The 15633-nt window shown below is 38.1% G+C and carries 15 protein-coding genes and 1 pseudogene; 5 read left to right on the top strand and 11 right to left on the bottom strand.

Translation table 11 applies throughout. The features are described from left to right. The first annotated feature begins 10 nt into the window (after positions 1-10). Complete coding sequence (locus ES948_RS06150; RefSeq protein WP_152184073.1) at positions 11-1408, top strand: MBL fold metallo-hydrolase RNA specificity domain-containing protein; 1398 nt, start codon at positions 11-13, stop codon at positions 1406-1408. 3 nt (positions 1409-1411) lie between these two features. On the opposite strand, the gene ES948_RS06145 is transcribed toward ES948_RS06150, so the two are convergent. From ES948_RS06145 to ES948_RS06120, 6 genes are all read right to left on the bottom strand, one after another. Beyond that, on the bottom strand, positions 1412-1792 hold the full coding sequence (locus ES948_RS06145) for an HvfA family oxazolone/thioamide-modified RiPP metallophore (protein WP_246153832.1): 381 nt from the start codon (positions 1790-1792) through the stop codon (positions 1412-1414). A 10-nt stretch (positions 1793-1802) separates the two neighbouring features. After that, the gene (locus tag ES948_RS06140) at positions 1803-3977 is read right to left on the bottom strand and encodes a copper-transporting P-type ATPase (RefSeq protein WP_152184072.1); all 2175 of its coding nucleotides are present in this window, start codon (positions 3975-3977) and stop codon (positions 1803-1805) included. A 14-nt stretch (positions 3978-3991) separates the two neighbouring features. Further along, positions 3992-4183 carry an SHOCT domain-containing protein gene (locus ES948_RS06135; RefSeq protein ID WP_152184071.1) on the bottom strand — a complete coding sequence of 64 codons (192 nt, stop codon included), beginning with the start codon at positions 4181-4183 and terminating at the stop codon, positions 3992-3994. Positions 4184-4195: 12 nt separating this feature from the next. Then, positions 4196-4576 carry a DUF302 domain-containing protein gene (locus tag ES948_RS06130; protein WP_152184070.1) on the bottom strand — a complete coding sequence of 127 codons (381 nt, stop codon included), beginning with the start codon at positions 4574-4576 and terminating at the stop codon, positions 4196-4198. 61 nt (positions 4577-4637) lie between these two features. Continuing rightward, positions 4638-4931 carry a heavy-metal-associated domain-containing protein gene (locus ES948_RS06125; protein ID WP_152184069.1) on the bottom strand — a complete coding sequence of 98 codons (294 nt, stop codon included), beginning with the start codon at positions 4929-4931 and terminating at the stop codon, positions 4638-4640. After that, on the bottom strand, positions 4912-8037 hold the full coding sequence (locus tag ES948_RS06120; RefSeq protein WP_152184068.1) for an efflux RND transporter permease subunit: 3126 nt from the start codon (positions 8035-8037) through the stop codon (positions 4912-4914). The genes ES948_RS06125 and ES948_RS06120 overlap by 20 nt, the downstream gene beginning before the upstream one ends. A 106-nt stretch (positions 8038-8143) precedes the next feature. Between ES948_RS06120 and ES948_RS06115 the strand changes: the two genes are divergently transcribed. The 3 genes from ES948_RS06115 to ES948_RS06105 all read left to right on the top strand — a co-directional run bounded on the left by ES948_RS06115 (position 8144) and on the right by ES948_RS06105 (position 11379). Continuing rightward, positions 8144-9421 (top strand): MFS transporter, encoded by a 1278-nt coding sequence (locus ES948_RS06115; RefSeq protein ID WP_152184067.1) that lies wholly within the window; start codon positions 8144-8146, stop codon positions 9419-9421. 116 nt (positions 9422-9537) lie between these two features. Then, positions 9538-10725 (top strand): AAA family ATPase, encoded by a 1188-nt coding sequence (locus tag ES948_RS06110; RefSeq protein ID WP_152184066.1) that lies wholly within the window; start codon positions 9538-9540, stop codon positions 10723-10725. Positions 10726-10752: 27 nt separating this feature from the next. Continuing rightward, positions 10753-11379, top strand: coding sequence for a DNA cytosine methyltransferase (locus ES948_RS06105; RefSeq protein ID WP_152184065.1), 627 nt, complete (start codon positions 10753-10755; stop codon positions 11377-11379). A gap of 19 nt (positions 11380-11398) precedes the next feature. Here the strand turns inward: ES948_RS06105 and ES948_RS06100 are convergent. The 4 genes and pseudogenes from ES948_RS06100 to ES948_RS06085 form a co-directional block, all read right to left on the bottom strand. Continuing rightward, positions 11399-11737 (bottom strand): annotated as a pseudogene (locus ES948_RS06100) (transposase); the annotation flags it as partial. A 93-nt stretch (positions 11738-11830) separates the two neighbouring features. Next, on the bottom strand, positions 11831-12835 hold the full coding sequence (locus ES948_RS06095; protein WP_152184064.1) for an efflux RND transporter periplasmic adaptor subunit: 1005 nt from the start codon (positions 12833-12835) through the stop codon (positions 11831-11833). Beyond that, entirely contained in the window at positions 12832-14013 is a 1182-nt protein-coding gene (locus ES948_RS06090; RefSeq protein ID WP_152184063.1) for a TolC family protein, read from the bottom strand. Before ES948_RS06090 ends, ES948_RS06095 begins: the two co-directional genes overlap by 4 nt. A gap of 13 nt (positions 14014-14026) precedes the next feature. Beyond that, a complete protein-coding gene (locus tag ES948_RS06085) occupies positions 14027-14413 on the bottom strand; it encodes a FixH family protein (RefSeq protein WP_152184062.1) in 387 nt (128 codons plus the stop codon). A 95-nt stretch (positions 14414-14508) separates the two neighbouring features. Here ES948_RS06085 and ES948_RS06080 point away from each other — a divergent pair, with 95 nt between their 5' ends. Continuing rightward, positions 14509-15003, top strand: a complete 495-nt coding sequence (locus ES948_RS06080) for a putative iron-sulfur cluster-binding metallochaperone (RefSeq protein WP_152184061.1) — start codon at positions 14509-14511, stop codon at positions 15001-15003. Positions 15004-15059: 56 nt separating this feature from the next. Here ES948_RS06080 and ES948_RS06075 read toward each other — a convergent pair whose 3' ends face one another. Next, positions 15060-15629, bottom strand: coding sequence for an ATP-binding domain-containing protein (locus tag ES948_RS06075; RefSeq protein WP_152184060.1), 570 nt, complete (start codon positions 15627-15629; stop codon positions 15060-15062). Between the last annotated feature and the right edge of the window lie 4 nt (positions 15630-15633).

The raw sequence follows: 15633 nt of genomic DNA, 5'->3' as shown, positions 1-15633 counted from the left end.
AGGAATAGTTATGGCAACCGTACACTCTTATGGAGCGACTCAGGAAGTAACAGGCTCATGTCATCTTTTACAAATCGGTGATGTGAAAATCTTGATAGATTGCGGCATGTTTCAGGGCGAAGAGGAGGAGATGAATGAAAAACCCTTTGGTTTTGATGCCAAAGAGATTGACTACCTTCTTGTAACACATGCACACCTTGATCATGTCGGACGTATTCCAAGACTTGTCAAAGAGGGCTTTGGGGGCAAGATTTATGCTACTGCAGCAACGATGGAGTTAGCAGAGATTATTTTGCTGGACAGTGCAAAAATCATGAGTGAAGATTTTCAGACAAAGTATAGAAAAGCACTACGAAAAGGGAGAGAGACAAAACTCTCCAAACCTCTTTATGAACCACTTGATGTCGATAAAACTTTTAAGATGATAGAGTGGATTAATCCAGAATATGATGTCTATTATGAACTGTGTGAGGGTGTCAGCTTTATCTACCGAAATGCCGGACATATTTTGGGCTCTGCTTTTATAGAGCTCTCTTATATGGAGGATGAGGATTCGCATACGATTGTCTTTTCTGGTGATATTGGTAACAACAATCAACTTGTACTTCCGGATTTACAGAAGTGTAGTAAAACCGAAGCACTTTATGTAGAGACAACGTATGGAGACAGAGAACATCAGCCTATCTCTTTGACAATTGAGGAGTTTAAAGATGTAATAGTAAAGACCTTGGATTCTCACGGAAACGTTTTGATTCCCTCTTTTGCAGTGGAGAGGACACAAGAGCTGCTCTGTCTGTTACGTGAGATGTATAAGAGTGGTGAGTTGCCAAAGTGTAAAGTCTTTCTTGATTCTCCGATGGCAACACGAGCTACAGCAGTCTACAGAAACTATGCTCAGGAACTTACCAAACAGTGTCAGGAAAATGTTAAAGAGGATGGTACGGTTTTTAATTTTAACTCACTTGTCTATACCGAAACTCCGGAAGCTTCCAAAGGTATAAATGATATTAAAAGTAAAGCTATCATCATTGCCGGTAGTGGAATGTGTAACGGTGGACGGATTACACACCACTTTAAACATCGTATCTGGGATAAGAAAAATGCTGTTGTTTTTGTAGGTTTTCAAGCTGAGGGAACATTGGGACGAGAGATAGTAGAGGGTGCGCAGTGGATCAATGTATTTGGTGAAGATATTATTGTCAAAGCTTCTATTCATACCATTAACGGTTTTTCTGCCCACGCAGACCAAGATGGCATCATTAAATGGATTTCAAATATGAAAGAGCTTAAAAAAGTCTTTTTAGTCCATGGTGAAAAAGAGACCCAAAAAATATTTAAAAAAGTGCTCAAAGAGAAGTTGCAGCTTGATGCACATATTGTTGCCTATGGAGAGAAGATAATACTCTAGGTCTTACATACCACTCTCTCCACTACCACATTTACCGACACCACATTTCATTGCAGGTTTTGGTGCTTTCATGGCGGTTCCACATTTACCTTCTCCACACTTCAGTGTCATTTTCTTTGTTTTTGGGTCTCTCACGCAGCCATAGGTTGCTTTTGTCGTTCTGGCTTGAAGTACACAATCTTTTCGAGGATCATCTTCTCTCATTTGCTTAAGAATATTTTTTTTCTTTTTAGCAAGTGCTGCATTCCCATCAAACATATTTGCACCACACTTTCCTGCACCACATTTCATACCGGGTGCTGTAGATTCCTTAGCACCTTTTTCATCACTGCATCCACTTAAAAGCAGAAGTAAAATAGAAATTGCCAGTAAGAATATTTTCATATTTTTCCTTTTAGAGTTTTGTATTTTTAAGACGTAAGGCATTGGCTATAACAGAAACAGAACTGAAACTCATAGCTGCCGCCGCAATAATAGGAGAGAGCACAATTCCAAAGAATGGATAAAGCACACCAGCGGCAACCGGTACTCCTAAACTGTTATAGATAAATGCGAAAAAGAGATTTTGTCGTATGTTTTTCATAGTAGCCCGAGAGAGCTTCAGTACTTTTACAATGCCTAACAGATCTCCTTTTATTAGGGTCACACCGGCACTCTCTATGGCAACATCCGTTCCAGTACCCATAGCAATGCCTACATCAGCTTGTGCAAGAGCCGGAGCATCATTGATACCATCACCTGCCATTGCCACAATGGCTCCTTTGGCCTGAAGCTCTTTAACGACTTCTGCTTTTTCGTCCGGTAGAACATTGGCATATATTTTGGAAATTGAGAGTTTTTTAGCTACTGCATTGGCAGTTGTTTCATTATCCCCACTAAGTATCACAACAGTGATACCTTCTTCTGTGAGTCTTTTCACGGCTTCAACAGAAGTCTCTTTTATCGGATCTTCAATGGCAAGAATAGCGGCATATTGACCGTTAATTGCCATAAATATAATTCCTTTTGCATCTCTTCGCATAGCATCAGCTGTTTCTTTAATCACTGCTATATCAATATTGTTCTCTTTTAAGAAGCTCTCGCTGCCAAGTAAAATTTTTTGTTCTTCTATTGTTGCTATAACTCCTTTTCCAGGTATTGCCTCAAAATCATTGACACTTATAAGAGAGATATTGGATTCCTTCGCAAAGTCAATAACAGACTGTGCAAGAGGGTGCTCACTCGCACGTTCAATGGAGGCTGCATATTGCAAAAGTATATCTTTTCCAAAATCATCAGTCACTATAAAATCAGTTACTTTTGGTTTCCCGAGTGTAAGCGTTCCTGTTTTATCGACAACCAAAGTATCAACTTTTTCCATTCTCTCCAAAGTTTTTGCATCTTTGATGAGGATTCCTGAAAGTGCCGCTCGACCGGTTCCAACCATGATGGAGATTGGAGTGGCAAGTCCAAGTGCACAGGGACAGGCAATAATTAAAACGGAAACAGCCGCAACTACAGCATAGGCGAGTTGTGGTGATGGCCCCCAGATAAACCATCCTATAAAAGCAAGAACTGCAGAGATTACAACTGCAGGAACAAAATATCCCGAGACTGTATCTGCAAGCTGTTGAATTGGTGCACGTGAACGTTGTGCTTGGGCAACCATTTGCACGATTTGAGCAAGCAAAGTATCACTTCCTACTTTTGTTGCTTCCATAATGAGTGTGCCATTTTTATTGATAGTAGCCCCTATAAGTGTATCTCCACTGGCTTTTTGTACCAACACAGGCTCACCTGTTATCATAGATTCATCAACATTACTCTGTCCCTCTATGACAATACCGTCAACGGGAATCTTCTCTCCTGGTTTCACACGAAGTTTGTCTTCGATATGAACAAGTTCAAGATTAACATCCTCCTCGTCGCCTTTTGCATTAATAATCCGATGAGCTTTCTTAGGAGCAAGGTTGAGGAGTTCTTTGATGGCTGTATTTGTTTTACTTCTTGCTCGCAGTTCTAAAACCTGCCCTAAAAGTACAAGAGTAGTAATTACTGCAGCTGCTTCAAAGTAAACATGTACCAAACCCTCTTTTGTTTGCATAAGTGGTGGGAAAATTGTTGGTAAAAATAGTGCAACAAGACTATAGATATAAGCAGCTCCTACCCCCATGGAGATTAATGTGAACATATTTAAGTTCCATGTTTTGATAGAGATATACCCTTTGACATAAAAAGGCCAGCCTCCCCATAAAACGACGGGTGTTGCAAGAAAAAACTCAATATACTGAATCATTTTGCCAGTAAGAAAGTCAGGAATATACTCTGGTGTGATATCATGAATCATAGCAAGTAAGAAAAGAGGTAATGATAAAAGCGTACTGATCCAAAAACGTCTACTCATATCATCAAGCTCATCGTTTTTTTCATCTACCTCCACAGTAATGGGCTCAAGAGTCATACCACAGATTGGGCAATTCCCAGGTTCATTGCGAATAATTTCAGGATGCATCGGGCATGTATAAGAGGTGTTGTCAATCTTACAGGAATCATCTACACAGTAGAGATTTTCTTTATCTTCATTTTTCATAACAGACCTCCAAGTCAGTGTTTTAGGTTTGCTTTTCTTCTTTTATACTCTTCTTCATTAATCTCACCATTGGCATATTTTTTATCAAGAATATCCTGTGCAGATTCTTCCTTTTCTCGTGTATTGCCAATGAGATAAAAGAGCCAAAAAATCAAAATAAGGGGAATTATCCAACCAAATCCCATACCAAATTCGAAACCATGCATAACAGCCTCCTTTTACCATGAGTTCATTAATGCACGTATTTTGTTGAAAATCTCTTGCATATGCTTTTGAAGTTCACCATCAATACTGCTTGCTTGTAAAATATTTTTAATACCGATAGTTGCCAGTACTGTCACTCCATTTTCATGATAAACAGAGAGTCTGCATGGTAGATAGACAGATATTTCAGAAAGTGCATTTAGGGCTGAGTGTGTTGCAACAGGATTATATAATTCATAGACTGTAATATCTCGTGTTATTTCAAAACCTTTGCTTTTGAGAATTTTTTTAAATTCATACTTTCCAAGCAGGTCAAAGCCCAATGTTTTTGCTTTTTCTGCAATCTGTGCTTTGACAGTTTCGAGAGGATAACTTGTTGTAGTTTTATAAATCATCATTTATCCTTTGACTAATTTATAAAATTATAGTGAGAGAGTGTGGTGAGTTTGTGTAAGTTTATTTTCCTTTTGCTACTTCAAACTTTCCAACTGCGCAGGAGACAAAGCTTTTTGCCTGTGCAGTAGTGTTTTCTACAAATCCAAGCGTCTCATCTGCCATAGGATATCCAAGAGATTTAAGCGCTTCACGTAGCGCAGGAACTTTAGTATCTTCTATCTCTAAACTTATCTCACGCGGCATCACTTCAAGATTGACTTCTATCTCACCAAATTCACTTTTAAGTTTTGTCGTAAGCGTGTTTGCACACCCTCCACATTTTACATTTTGAACTTTAAATATCTGTTTTTTCATTTTCAATCTCTTTTTTCATATAAATTTCATAGAGTATCGGAATTATAACCAAAGAGAGAACAGCTGAACTTACAACGCCTCCAAGCATAGGGGCAGCAATTCGCTGCATCACTTCACTTCCCACTCCGTGAGTATACATAATCGGTGCAAGACCTGCGAGGATTGCAAAAACTGTCATCAGTTTTGGTCGTACTCTTTGAACTGCACCTTCATAGATGGCTGCATTTAAGTCTTTAAGATTAAATGCAGAACCTCTTTTTTCTTTTAACTCATCCACACTCTCTTGGAGGTAGATTATCATCACTATTGCCGTCTCAGCTGCTACACCAAGTAGAGCCAAGAAACCGACAATAACAGCAATACTCATCGCAAAGTTAAGCATATCTATATAAATAAGCCCACCCAGCAGAGCAAACGGCAGCGTAAAAAAGACGATAAGGGTTGGTACGAGCTTTTTAAGCGCCATATAGATAAGCAAGAAAATCACGACTAAAACGGCAGGCACTATCCAGATGATACGCTGCATTGCAGAGTCTAAATATTCAGACTGTCCTGCCCACTCTATATAGTAACCTGGGTCAAATTTTATCTCGTTCATGAACTTTTGTGCACCTAGTTTATACTCTGTAGCGCTTACTCCCTCTTTTGGAGTAATGTAGATAAATGTTACAGGTTGAGCCATTTCACTTTTGATGACAGATGCACTCTGTCGGTATGCTACTTCTGCCAAAGAGCCAAGTGGTACAAAACCAAGCTTTGTTTTTACCTGGATATTTCGAATAGATTCCAGACTTCTTCGCTCATCCTCTTCAAGACGCAGAGAGATAGGATAACGCTCTAGTCCTTTATACATTGTAGATACTTTCATACCACCGATTGCAAGGGCTGTGTACTCAAGAAGAGTGTCTTTTGTAAGCTCATAGCGGGAGAGCTTCTCCTCATCTGGGATGATATCGATGTAATACCCTGCACTTGCCTGATCGGCAAAGACAGAGAGTGTTTTATCATACTGGCGCAGTTTCTCTTCTATCTTTTTACCAAACTTTTGCAGTCCCGCAGCATCCATACCGTAGAGTTTTATCCCTATAGGTGTTCTGATACCACTGAGAAGCATATCAATACGCCCACGAATAGGGTAGGTCCATGAGTTTGTAAGTCCCGGAATCTGCAGGGCTTCTTCCATCTCCTCACGCAGCTCATCATAAGATTTTTTCTCTGGCCACTCACTTTGCGGTTTAAGCGTGATGATAGTCTCAAGCATACCAAGAGGTGCCGGGTCAGTTGCAGTCCCTGCACGTCCTGCTTTTCCAAAGACATTTTCAACTTCAGGAAAAGATTTTAAAATTTTGTCTGTTTTTTGTAAGAGTTGTTTACTCTGGTCAATACTGATACCATACGGAGTAACAGGCATATACATAAAAGTCTGCTCATTGAGCATCGGCATAAATTCCCATTTGAGACTTTTATAGAGCGGGTACATATAGCCAAGTGAGAGCAGTACTAAAACTATGACTAAATATTTGAGTTTGAGTCCATAGATGATGATGGGGTGATAGAGCCAGATAAAAAATCTGTTGAGTGGATTTTTAGACTCTGGCAATATACGCCCTTTGACAAAAAAGACCATAAGAACGGGAACTAGCGTGATAGAGAGGAATGCGCCCGCAGCCATAGCAAAGGTTTTTGTAAATGCAAGCGGTGTAAAGAGCAGTCCTTCTTGACCTGAGAGTGCAAAGATTGGTAAAAAAGAGACAACGATAAGTGCGAGTGCAAAAAAGATAGGACGACCTACAAGTTGTGATGATTTTAAAATGATTGCAATGCGTTCTTTATCCGTAGGCATCCTACCCTCTTTATGCTCAAACTTGTGCAGCATTTTGTGGGCATTTTCTATCATAACGATACTTGCATCCACCATCGCTCCGATGGCAATGGCAATACCGCCAAGACTCATGATGTTTGAGCCAATACCAAAGAGTTTCATCAGTAAAAAGGTAAAACCAACTGTAAGTGGTAGAACAATGATGACAATAAGTGAGGAGCGAAAGTGCATTAAAAAGAGACCGATAATGACAACAACAATGATACTCTCTTCGATAAGTGTATCTTTTAAGGTGTCTACAGCTTTGTCAATAAGCCCTGAACGGTCATATACAGTGATGACATCGACACCCTCAACTTTAAGTTCTTTCATTTTTTCTTGCACGCGTTTTATCATAGAGTAAACATCTTCGCCATAGCGTGCCATAACTATGCCGCCAACTACTTCACCTTCACCGTTTAAATCAGCTAGACCACGACGCGGTGCAGGTGTGAGTTCAACTCTAGCAATATCACCAAGCTTTACAGGAGTACCGCCTTTTGTTGTAACAACGAGAGCGCGGATATCATCAAGGTTTTTGATATAGCCTTTGGCTTGAACCATCCACTCATAACCATTTTGTATCACTATACGGCCACCGGTATCGTTATTGTTTTGTTTTAATACTTTGGCGATATCTTGAATGCTGAGGTTATAACGGACAAGATTGTCGTTATTGAGAGTAACTTGAAAGGTAGGAATAAATCCACCGATACTAGCAACTTCACTGACTCCATCTACACCCATTAGTGCATATTTGTAGTAGTAGTCTTGAAGTGTTCGAAGCTCGGCTAGGTTTTTTGTTTTTGACGAGAGGGCATACTCATAGACCCAACCAACTCCACTTGCATCAGGACCAAGAGCTACATCCATATTTTTGGGTAGTTGTGACTGGATGGAAGCGAGTTGTTCAAGTACACGACTTCTTGCCCAGTAGAGGTCAGTTCCCTCTTTAAAAATGATGTAAATCAGCCCATTTTCATAGGTAGAGTATCCTCGAACAGTATCGATGTTGGCAATAGCCAAAAACTGTGCAACAAGCGGATAGGTCCCCTGATCTTCAACAATCTCCGGAGATTGACCCGCCCAGTTAATTTGCACGATTACCTGTGGAGGTGAGAGATCAGGTAAGGCATCAAGAGGCGTGTGCTTCATACTCCAGATGGAAGCTCCAACAAGTGCAAGGGCAGCAAGCAGAACGATAAATCTGTTTTTGATGCTAAGCGCTATGAGTTTTTCTATCATAATTCTTCCATATTTTTAGTTTTGAAAATTATAGTGAAAGTTTGTGGTGGGTTTGTGATAGAAAAAGATTAGCCCTTTTTTTATCTATATTGTTATACAATATTTTATGCAAAACAGTACAAAAAAGAGTATTTACTCCTGGGCACTTTATGATTGGGCAAACTCAGCATACGCGACAACAGTGATGGCTGGTTTTTTCCCTATCTTTTTTAAATCTTATTACAGTGCTGCAAATGATGTGACACTCAGCACGGCACAGCTTGGGTTTGCCAACTCGATTTCTAGTTTGATTATCGTCCTTATTGCTCCTTTACTTGGGGCCATTGCCGATGCGGGCTCACTGAAGAAACGATTTGTTTTTCTTTTTGCTTTTTTAGGTGTTTTGATGAGTGTATCCCTCTCTTTTGTGGACCAAGGAGAGTGGCAGATAGCGGCATTTATCTATATGATGGGCAATATCGGTTTTATGGGCTCAAATATATTTTATGATGCACTGCTGCCTTCTATCTCAAGTGAAAAAAATGTTGATTTTGTGTCAGGACTTGGGTTTGCACTTGGGTATCTTGGAGGGGGTGTTCTTTTTGCACTCAATGTTTTTATGGTGCAAGAGCCCTCTTTTTTTGGCTTTGCTAACAAAGCCGAGGCTATTCAAGCATCCTTTTTGAGTGTAGCGGTATGGTGGGCAATCTTCTCGATACCGCTTTTTCTTTTTGTAAAAGAGAAGCGCAAAGAGAAAAAGGCTAAAAAAGTACTTTTGATAGAGGGGTATAAAAGACTAAAAGATACATTTGCAAAGGTAAGAAGATTAAAAGGATTGTTTCTTTTTTTAGTTTCCTATTGGCTCTATATAGATGGAGTTGATACGATCATCCGCATGGCCGTTGATTACGGTATGGCACTTGGATTTGAGATCAGCAGCCTTATTATGGCACTGCTTATAGTGCAGTTTATCGGGTTTCCCGCTACGCTTTTAGTGGCAAAACTTGCAGATATGTGGGATACGAAAAAGGTAATCTTTCTCTCAATAGCTGTCTATATCGGCATTATAATTTTTGCATCTTTAATGGAAGATGTCTCAGAGTTTTATATACTGGCAGTTATGATTGCTCTGGTTCAAGGTGGCATACAGGCAATGAGCCGCTCTTTTTATACAAGAATGATTCCTCATGCATATGCAGCGGAGTTTTTTGGTTTTTATGATCTTATAGGAAAATTTGCTGTTATTTTAGGACCGCTGCTTATCGCTTTTGTGGCACTCTTTACACAAAACTCACGTGCTTCCATTGCTTCTGTCTCTATTCTTTTTATTTCAGGTGCAATCCTCCTCTTTTTTGTAGATGAAGAGAAAGTCAAACAGGATGTAAATGAGGCATTAGAATCCTAAGGCTATAGATAGTTATTTATTTTTCATAATTAGACATGTAAACCTAATTTTTATTATAAAAAATGGACTTGTAAGTCTAATTATGATATTATGAGAGTTAAACATGGAGAGTAACAATGCTTGAAGAATTAAGAGATTACCAGAGAAAACTGTTTAAGAGGGTAGATTTTAAATACAAAAGATATTTTCATACTCTTAATTTAGATAAAAAACTTGTAGGTATTCTTGGTGCAAGGGGTGTTGGAAAGACAACATTTCTTATTCAGTATCTTAAAGAGCTGGATTTGCCCTTTAGTAAAAAACTCTATATCAGTGCAGATATTATTACCATTCCATCCCTTTATGAAGTTGCAGAGGCTTTCTCAAAAGAGGAAGGGGAAGTGCTTATCATTGATGAAATTCACAAGTATAAAGATTTTGAGATAGAGCTCAAGAAAATTTACGATATTTTGGATTTAAAAGTCATTTTCAGTGGCAGTTGTGCCTTAAAACTTGACAATGCAAAAGCGGATCTCAGCAGGCGTGCGATTGTGTACGATGTAGATGGGATGAGTTTTCGAGAGTTTGTGGAGTTCTCCAAAGACATACTCTTTCCGACATTTACTCTTGGTGATATAGTAAAAAACCATCAAGATATAGCATACGAACTTTTAGAAAAATTCAACCTTACACTTTTGTTTCAAGAGTATATAAAACAGGGCTACTACCCTTTTTATTTTGAAGACAAGGAAGATTATCTCATTAAGCTCAATGAGACAATAAATACTGTTATAGAAGTAGATATACCATCGGTTTTTCCTATAGAGTACGACAGTATCAATAATTTGAAAAAATTGGTAAGACTCATTTGTGAATCGCATCCCTACACTCCAAACCTAAAAGAGCTTCTTGCCAAAATGAATATGCACGATAACTATAAAGGTCTGTACAGATTTTTAGAGTATCTTCACAGAGCAAAGGTTTTTCATATTATTAGAGCAAAAACAAAGGGTGATGCCATTTTTACCAAACCGCAAAAAATTTATCTCAACAATACAAATCTGCATTTTGCCTATTGTGATGCTTTTCATACGGGAACAGGCAGAGAAGTATTTTTCGCAAGTATGTTAAAAGTAAAACATTCTCTTGAAATACCTAAAAAAGGAGATTTTTTAGTGGATGAAGCTTACACTTTTGAAGTTGGCGGGAAAAGTAAAGGCTACAAACAGATTAAAGATATAGAAAACTCTTTTGTAGTCGCTGATGATATCGAGATAGGAAGCGGAAATAAAATTCCACTTTGGTTGTTTGGATTTTTGTATTGATGAATATTATAAAAGAAGTGAGGTCTTATGTATAGGGTAGCAGATTTTTTTTGTGGTGGTGGTGGTGGATTTTCAGAGGGTTTTAAACTAGCAGGTTTTGAGATTGTCTTTGCAGTTGATCGATGGAAGCCTGCAGTAATCACGCATGAAGCTAATCATCCTAAGGCACATACTTATTTAGGTGATGTTGTTGCAATAGCAAATTTACCAGATAAAGAATTTAATACTCTTATTCCAGATACAGAAGTAATTATTGGGTCTCCACCATGTACCTCTTTTTCCAATTCTAATAAATCAGGTAAAGCAGATAAATCTTTAGGTATACAGCTAATTGAAGCTTATTTGAAAATTATTGCAAGGAAGCTTTTGAAACAAGATTCGATTTTAAAATATTGGATTCTTGAAAATGTTCCAAACGTTGAAGGTTATATCAAAGGTTTTTATACTTTTAGAGAGTTAGGAATAGAAGAAGATGGAGTTTTACAAGTAAAATATCCGTCTTCTAAAGTATATAATGCAAAATATTTTGGCGTTGCATCAAATAGGAAAAGATACTTTTGTGGAAAATTTCCTGAACCAACTCCATTGATAACAGATGAAAAAGAAACTATCTCTGTTGAAAAGATTTTGAAAAATTTAGGAAAACCCAAGTAAAAAATGAATCAATTTGAGTGTAGCTGTTGCCAAGTGCATAGAGTGAAAGTATTTTTTCTTCTATTTCACCTGTCATAGTCCGTTGATTTTTCTTGACTATCTCAGGCTCAAAGCTACCATTTCTGTCTCTTGGAACATCAAGTTCAAACTCTCCATGTTCACTTTTCATAGTTTTAGTAGCATAGCCATTTTTACGGTTTTTACTAATATCTTGTGCAAGGTGAGAATCTATTTCAGCTGCAAGTGCAGCTTCTGTAAGTTGTTTTATGAGAGAACCTAATGCTCCATCTTTACCACCAATACTTTTACCTGCTTTAATATCACGAGCAAATTGCTCTACATCTATTTCTATATTCATTTCTGTGTCCTTGAGTACTTGTTATTTTACCCGATTGACACAGATTTTTGAACGGTCTCAGATTGGATGAAGGAAGTTGATAAATATTTTATCTCAATATAACCCATTTATTTGTGCATCACTGTCCATCATAAACAGAGCATTGTTAACCACTTCATCACCGGCACTCAGACCATCTAAAATGATGTAGGTCTGGTTGTTAAGCGGTTTTACTGATACTTCTACCGGTTCATACTCTCCTTCAAACTCTCCTATCATAAAGGCATAATATCTTCCGTCTTTACGAATCACTGCACTTTGTGGCAGAGTAAGGTATGTTCTTGCTTTATCTCTTGAGAGTACATCAGCATACATTCCTGGAAAGAGTCTGTGGTCTGGATTTTTGAGACGCAGGCGCATCGTCAAAGTTGCCTCTTTTGGATCTAAATTTGGATAGAGAAGCTTGTTACTGGTCTTATAAATTTTAGGGGTAGTTTTAAAACTTACCTCAAAAGTATTTGCATTTTTTATCCAGTTCACATCATCTTCAAAGATTTTTGTCTCAACCCATATCTCATCAAGATTTACTATCTCAAAGAGTCTGTTTTTTGCATTAAAAGCTGCACCATTAACAATGTTTTTTGTAAAGATGTAACCGGATGTCGGTGCATAGATAGTTGTATTTGGTGAGACATTTTTCTCTTTTAAAACAGCCGCTATCTCCCTTGCATCAACGCCTAAGAGCTCTAGTTTTCGTTTAGCACTTTTGAGCATTCCTTTGTTATTGCGAATTTTTGCATAGTTGTATGAGTTGAGGTAATCCTCTTTTGCCTTATAGACCTCAGGAGAATAAAGTGTCACTAAAGGCTCTCCCTTTTTTACATATTTATATATTTTATCTGCATAGAGTTTCTCCACAAAACCGCCAAAACGAGGGCTTACATCGTAGATGCGTGCTTCATCTGCAACAACATAGCCATAGTTTTTTTTAGAGTGAGAAGTATTCACCTTTTTTACTTTGACAGTTTGGACGGAGAAAAGCTGTTGTACTGTAGGTTTCTCTTTTGCAAATATTGCCAAGGGTAGCAGGAGTGCTAAAAATAGTGTTGATTTTTTCATTTTATTTCACCTCGTAGTTGTGATATCTGTGCCTCAGCACGTTTGTAATTGGCTACTGCTTTTATGCTTTTTTTCTCAAGATCGAGCTTTTGAAAAAGCACATCAATGTATTTAAAAAGGTCACTTCCAACTGAGATGGATGAGCTTGAGAGTTCAAACATATGAGCAACCTGCGGGAGAGCTTCATCTTGAATGATATGGTGTATTTTATAAGATGAGAGCATCTGCTCGTAGTAAAGTTCAAGTTGTGCAAGCACTGCTAGCTCTATATCACTTTGTTTGCTTTTTTTCTCAAGTAAAATCGCACGCTCTTTTTCCTCTTTTGCATCTTCTGTGCCATATATTGGGAGTGAGAGACCCACTCCAAAATTAAAATAGTTGTCAAACTTTTCTCTATAAGCATAACCGGCAATAAGGTTAATATCGGGATAGTTATTAATTTCTGCAAGTGCTACTGCATATGATTGCTTTTGTATCTCTTTTTGTGTGATTAAAAGATCAGGGTTACTCTCTTTAAGTGAATTTTGTAGCTGCTGTAAGTTTGGTTTTTTCTTTATGCTTAGATCAATCGTCAAGTCGGTCACTTTCAGAGCAGCAAGATAAGAGAGTCTTGCATAGGCTGCTGCTTTTTTTGCCTCCAAGGCACTTCTTTGGACTTTTAGGTCTGAGAGCGAGAGTTCTGCTTTCATAATACCCATATGTTGATTATTATCTACACTGGTATAGGATTCATAGAGACGAATGTTCTGTCTCGTTAGTATTATGTACTCATCAATGATTTGTATTTCCTCACGCAACTCCCAGATAGTATAGGCCTCATTTTTGATGCGCCCTACAAGTTTGACTTTTGCAGCATGGAGTTTTTCTTGAAGCAGTTTCTCCTCAGAGAGTGCAATATCTTCTCTTTTTTCTCTTTTAGAGTAGGTGGGAATCTTTTGTTTGAGTGTAAGCACGGTCTGACTCATCGCCTGAGAGCTGTCAATGGTGTTTTTTGTCAGTAGCAGCTCAGGATTTTCAAACTGATCTGCTATATCAATATTTTGCTTATTGGCAACAAGGCGTGCATTGATAATTTCAAGTGACGGAGCGCGTGATAGGGAACTCTCTATGAGCTCACTCAGAGTCATTGCACTGAGTGAGCTTGCAAGTAAAAGTGCACCAAGGAGTAAATTTTTCACCGTCTTTTCCTTTTTAGAAATTAAGTGTCGTTTTTATGCGAGACTTTTTCCCCGTTTTTGGAGTGATGAAAATATGCAGCTGCCATGTTCCGCTCATCGCAAGATTCAAAGTAGCTTCATATTTACCATTGCCTAAGTTTTTTGCCTCTACTTTTGAACTCATTGCAGGCATACCCGGCATTGCAGGCATAAAGGCTTTGAGTGTTACTTTTGCATTATCTATAGCTTTACCACCTTTTTTAAGCTCGACAACAAGAGTGTTTGCTCCTGTTGTAAGTGGTTTTTCAGCTGTGATGTGTGCTGTAGTAGTTCGAAACTTTGCATCTTTAGAGAATGCCGCTGCATGAGAGAGACTTACTCCAAGAAGAAGTGCTAAAAAGATTTTTGTTAAAGATTTCATTTTTTGTCCTTTTTTTATTTTGATAAGAGAAGTATACGAAAAGTTTGTGTTGGGTTTGTGTGGTATACTTTAAAATGTGAAGCAAAGGATAATCTATGGTTAGCAGTTCTAAACTTAAAGAAGTGAGTGGCGATAACTGTTGTAGTGTACAACCAAAAGGAAAAGTGGCATGTCCAGAATGTAGTAAGCTGGCAAAAGGCGTACTTGAAAAAACTTTTGATGCACTTGTAAAAGAAGAGGCAAAGAGTAAACTCTCTTGCATGAGCGATTTTTATTATTGTAAAACGCCGTCATGTAAAGTGATCTATTTTCGAGATGATACAATCCTCACGCAGCAAGATATGAAAGTAATAGTGGGGCTTAAAGATGGTGCTTCTCCAGCTACGGTGTGCTACTGTTTCGGATGGAGCAAAGAGAAGATAGTAGCAGAGATCGAAGCTACAGGAAAAACAATGGCACTTGAAGATATCAAAGCAAAAATGCAAGATCCCGGTTGTGCATGTGAGGTTTTAAATCCAAGTGGAGGATGTTGTCTAGGTGATGTTGGTAAGGCTATTAAGGAGATAGAATCTATAGGAAAATTATCGTAATAGCCATTACAGTAACTCATGTTATGGAAATAGATAGTATTTGAGAGAATAGAATTTTATCTTTTCATTAGTATTTTACACAGTGGTAGTTCTTTGTATGTATTGTTTGTTTCATCATGCCACTCTACAATATGCTCTATAACAATATGAACAATTTTATAGCCTTGATTTTCATAGGTTCTAATACGATTTTGAAATTTTGCAGAAAATTGAGCGACAGAGAGGGAGTTAAATATTAAAATATATCTCTCCTGATTGTACCTTTGTTCATAGTTTACTTGGCTACCTGCAATGAGATGCAAGTTTTGTTTTTGATACTCGGCATTGAAACTGAGGTAGAGGTCCGCTAGTCCCATCACAAGGGTTTTTTGATTGGGTTGTTGGTAGTGAGTAGTGTCATTTGCATAAAGAACAAAAGGGAACTTTGCGTTTTTGAAAAAAGAATTATCTGTAATGACTGTGAGACTCTTTTTTGCTCTGGTGATGCCAACATAACAAAGACGCAAAAAATCATCATTCATCTGATGTTTATGAAGCAGTAAGATTACGTGGTCAAACTCTTTGCCTTTTGATTTGTGAATAGTTGAGACAAGGGTTTTATTGTGTGTTGTAACAAGTTGCTCCATAGAA

The sequence above is a fragment of the Sulfurimonas indica genome, assembly GCF_009192995.1.
Lineage (GTDB): Bacteria > Campylobacterota > Campylobacteria > Campylobacterales > Sulfurimonadaceae > Sulfurimonas > Sulfurimonas indica.
Note: the sequence above shows the minus strand (reverse complement) of the source record. Positions and strands in the feature narration are given on the sequence as shown.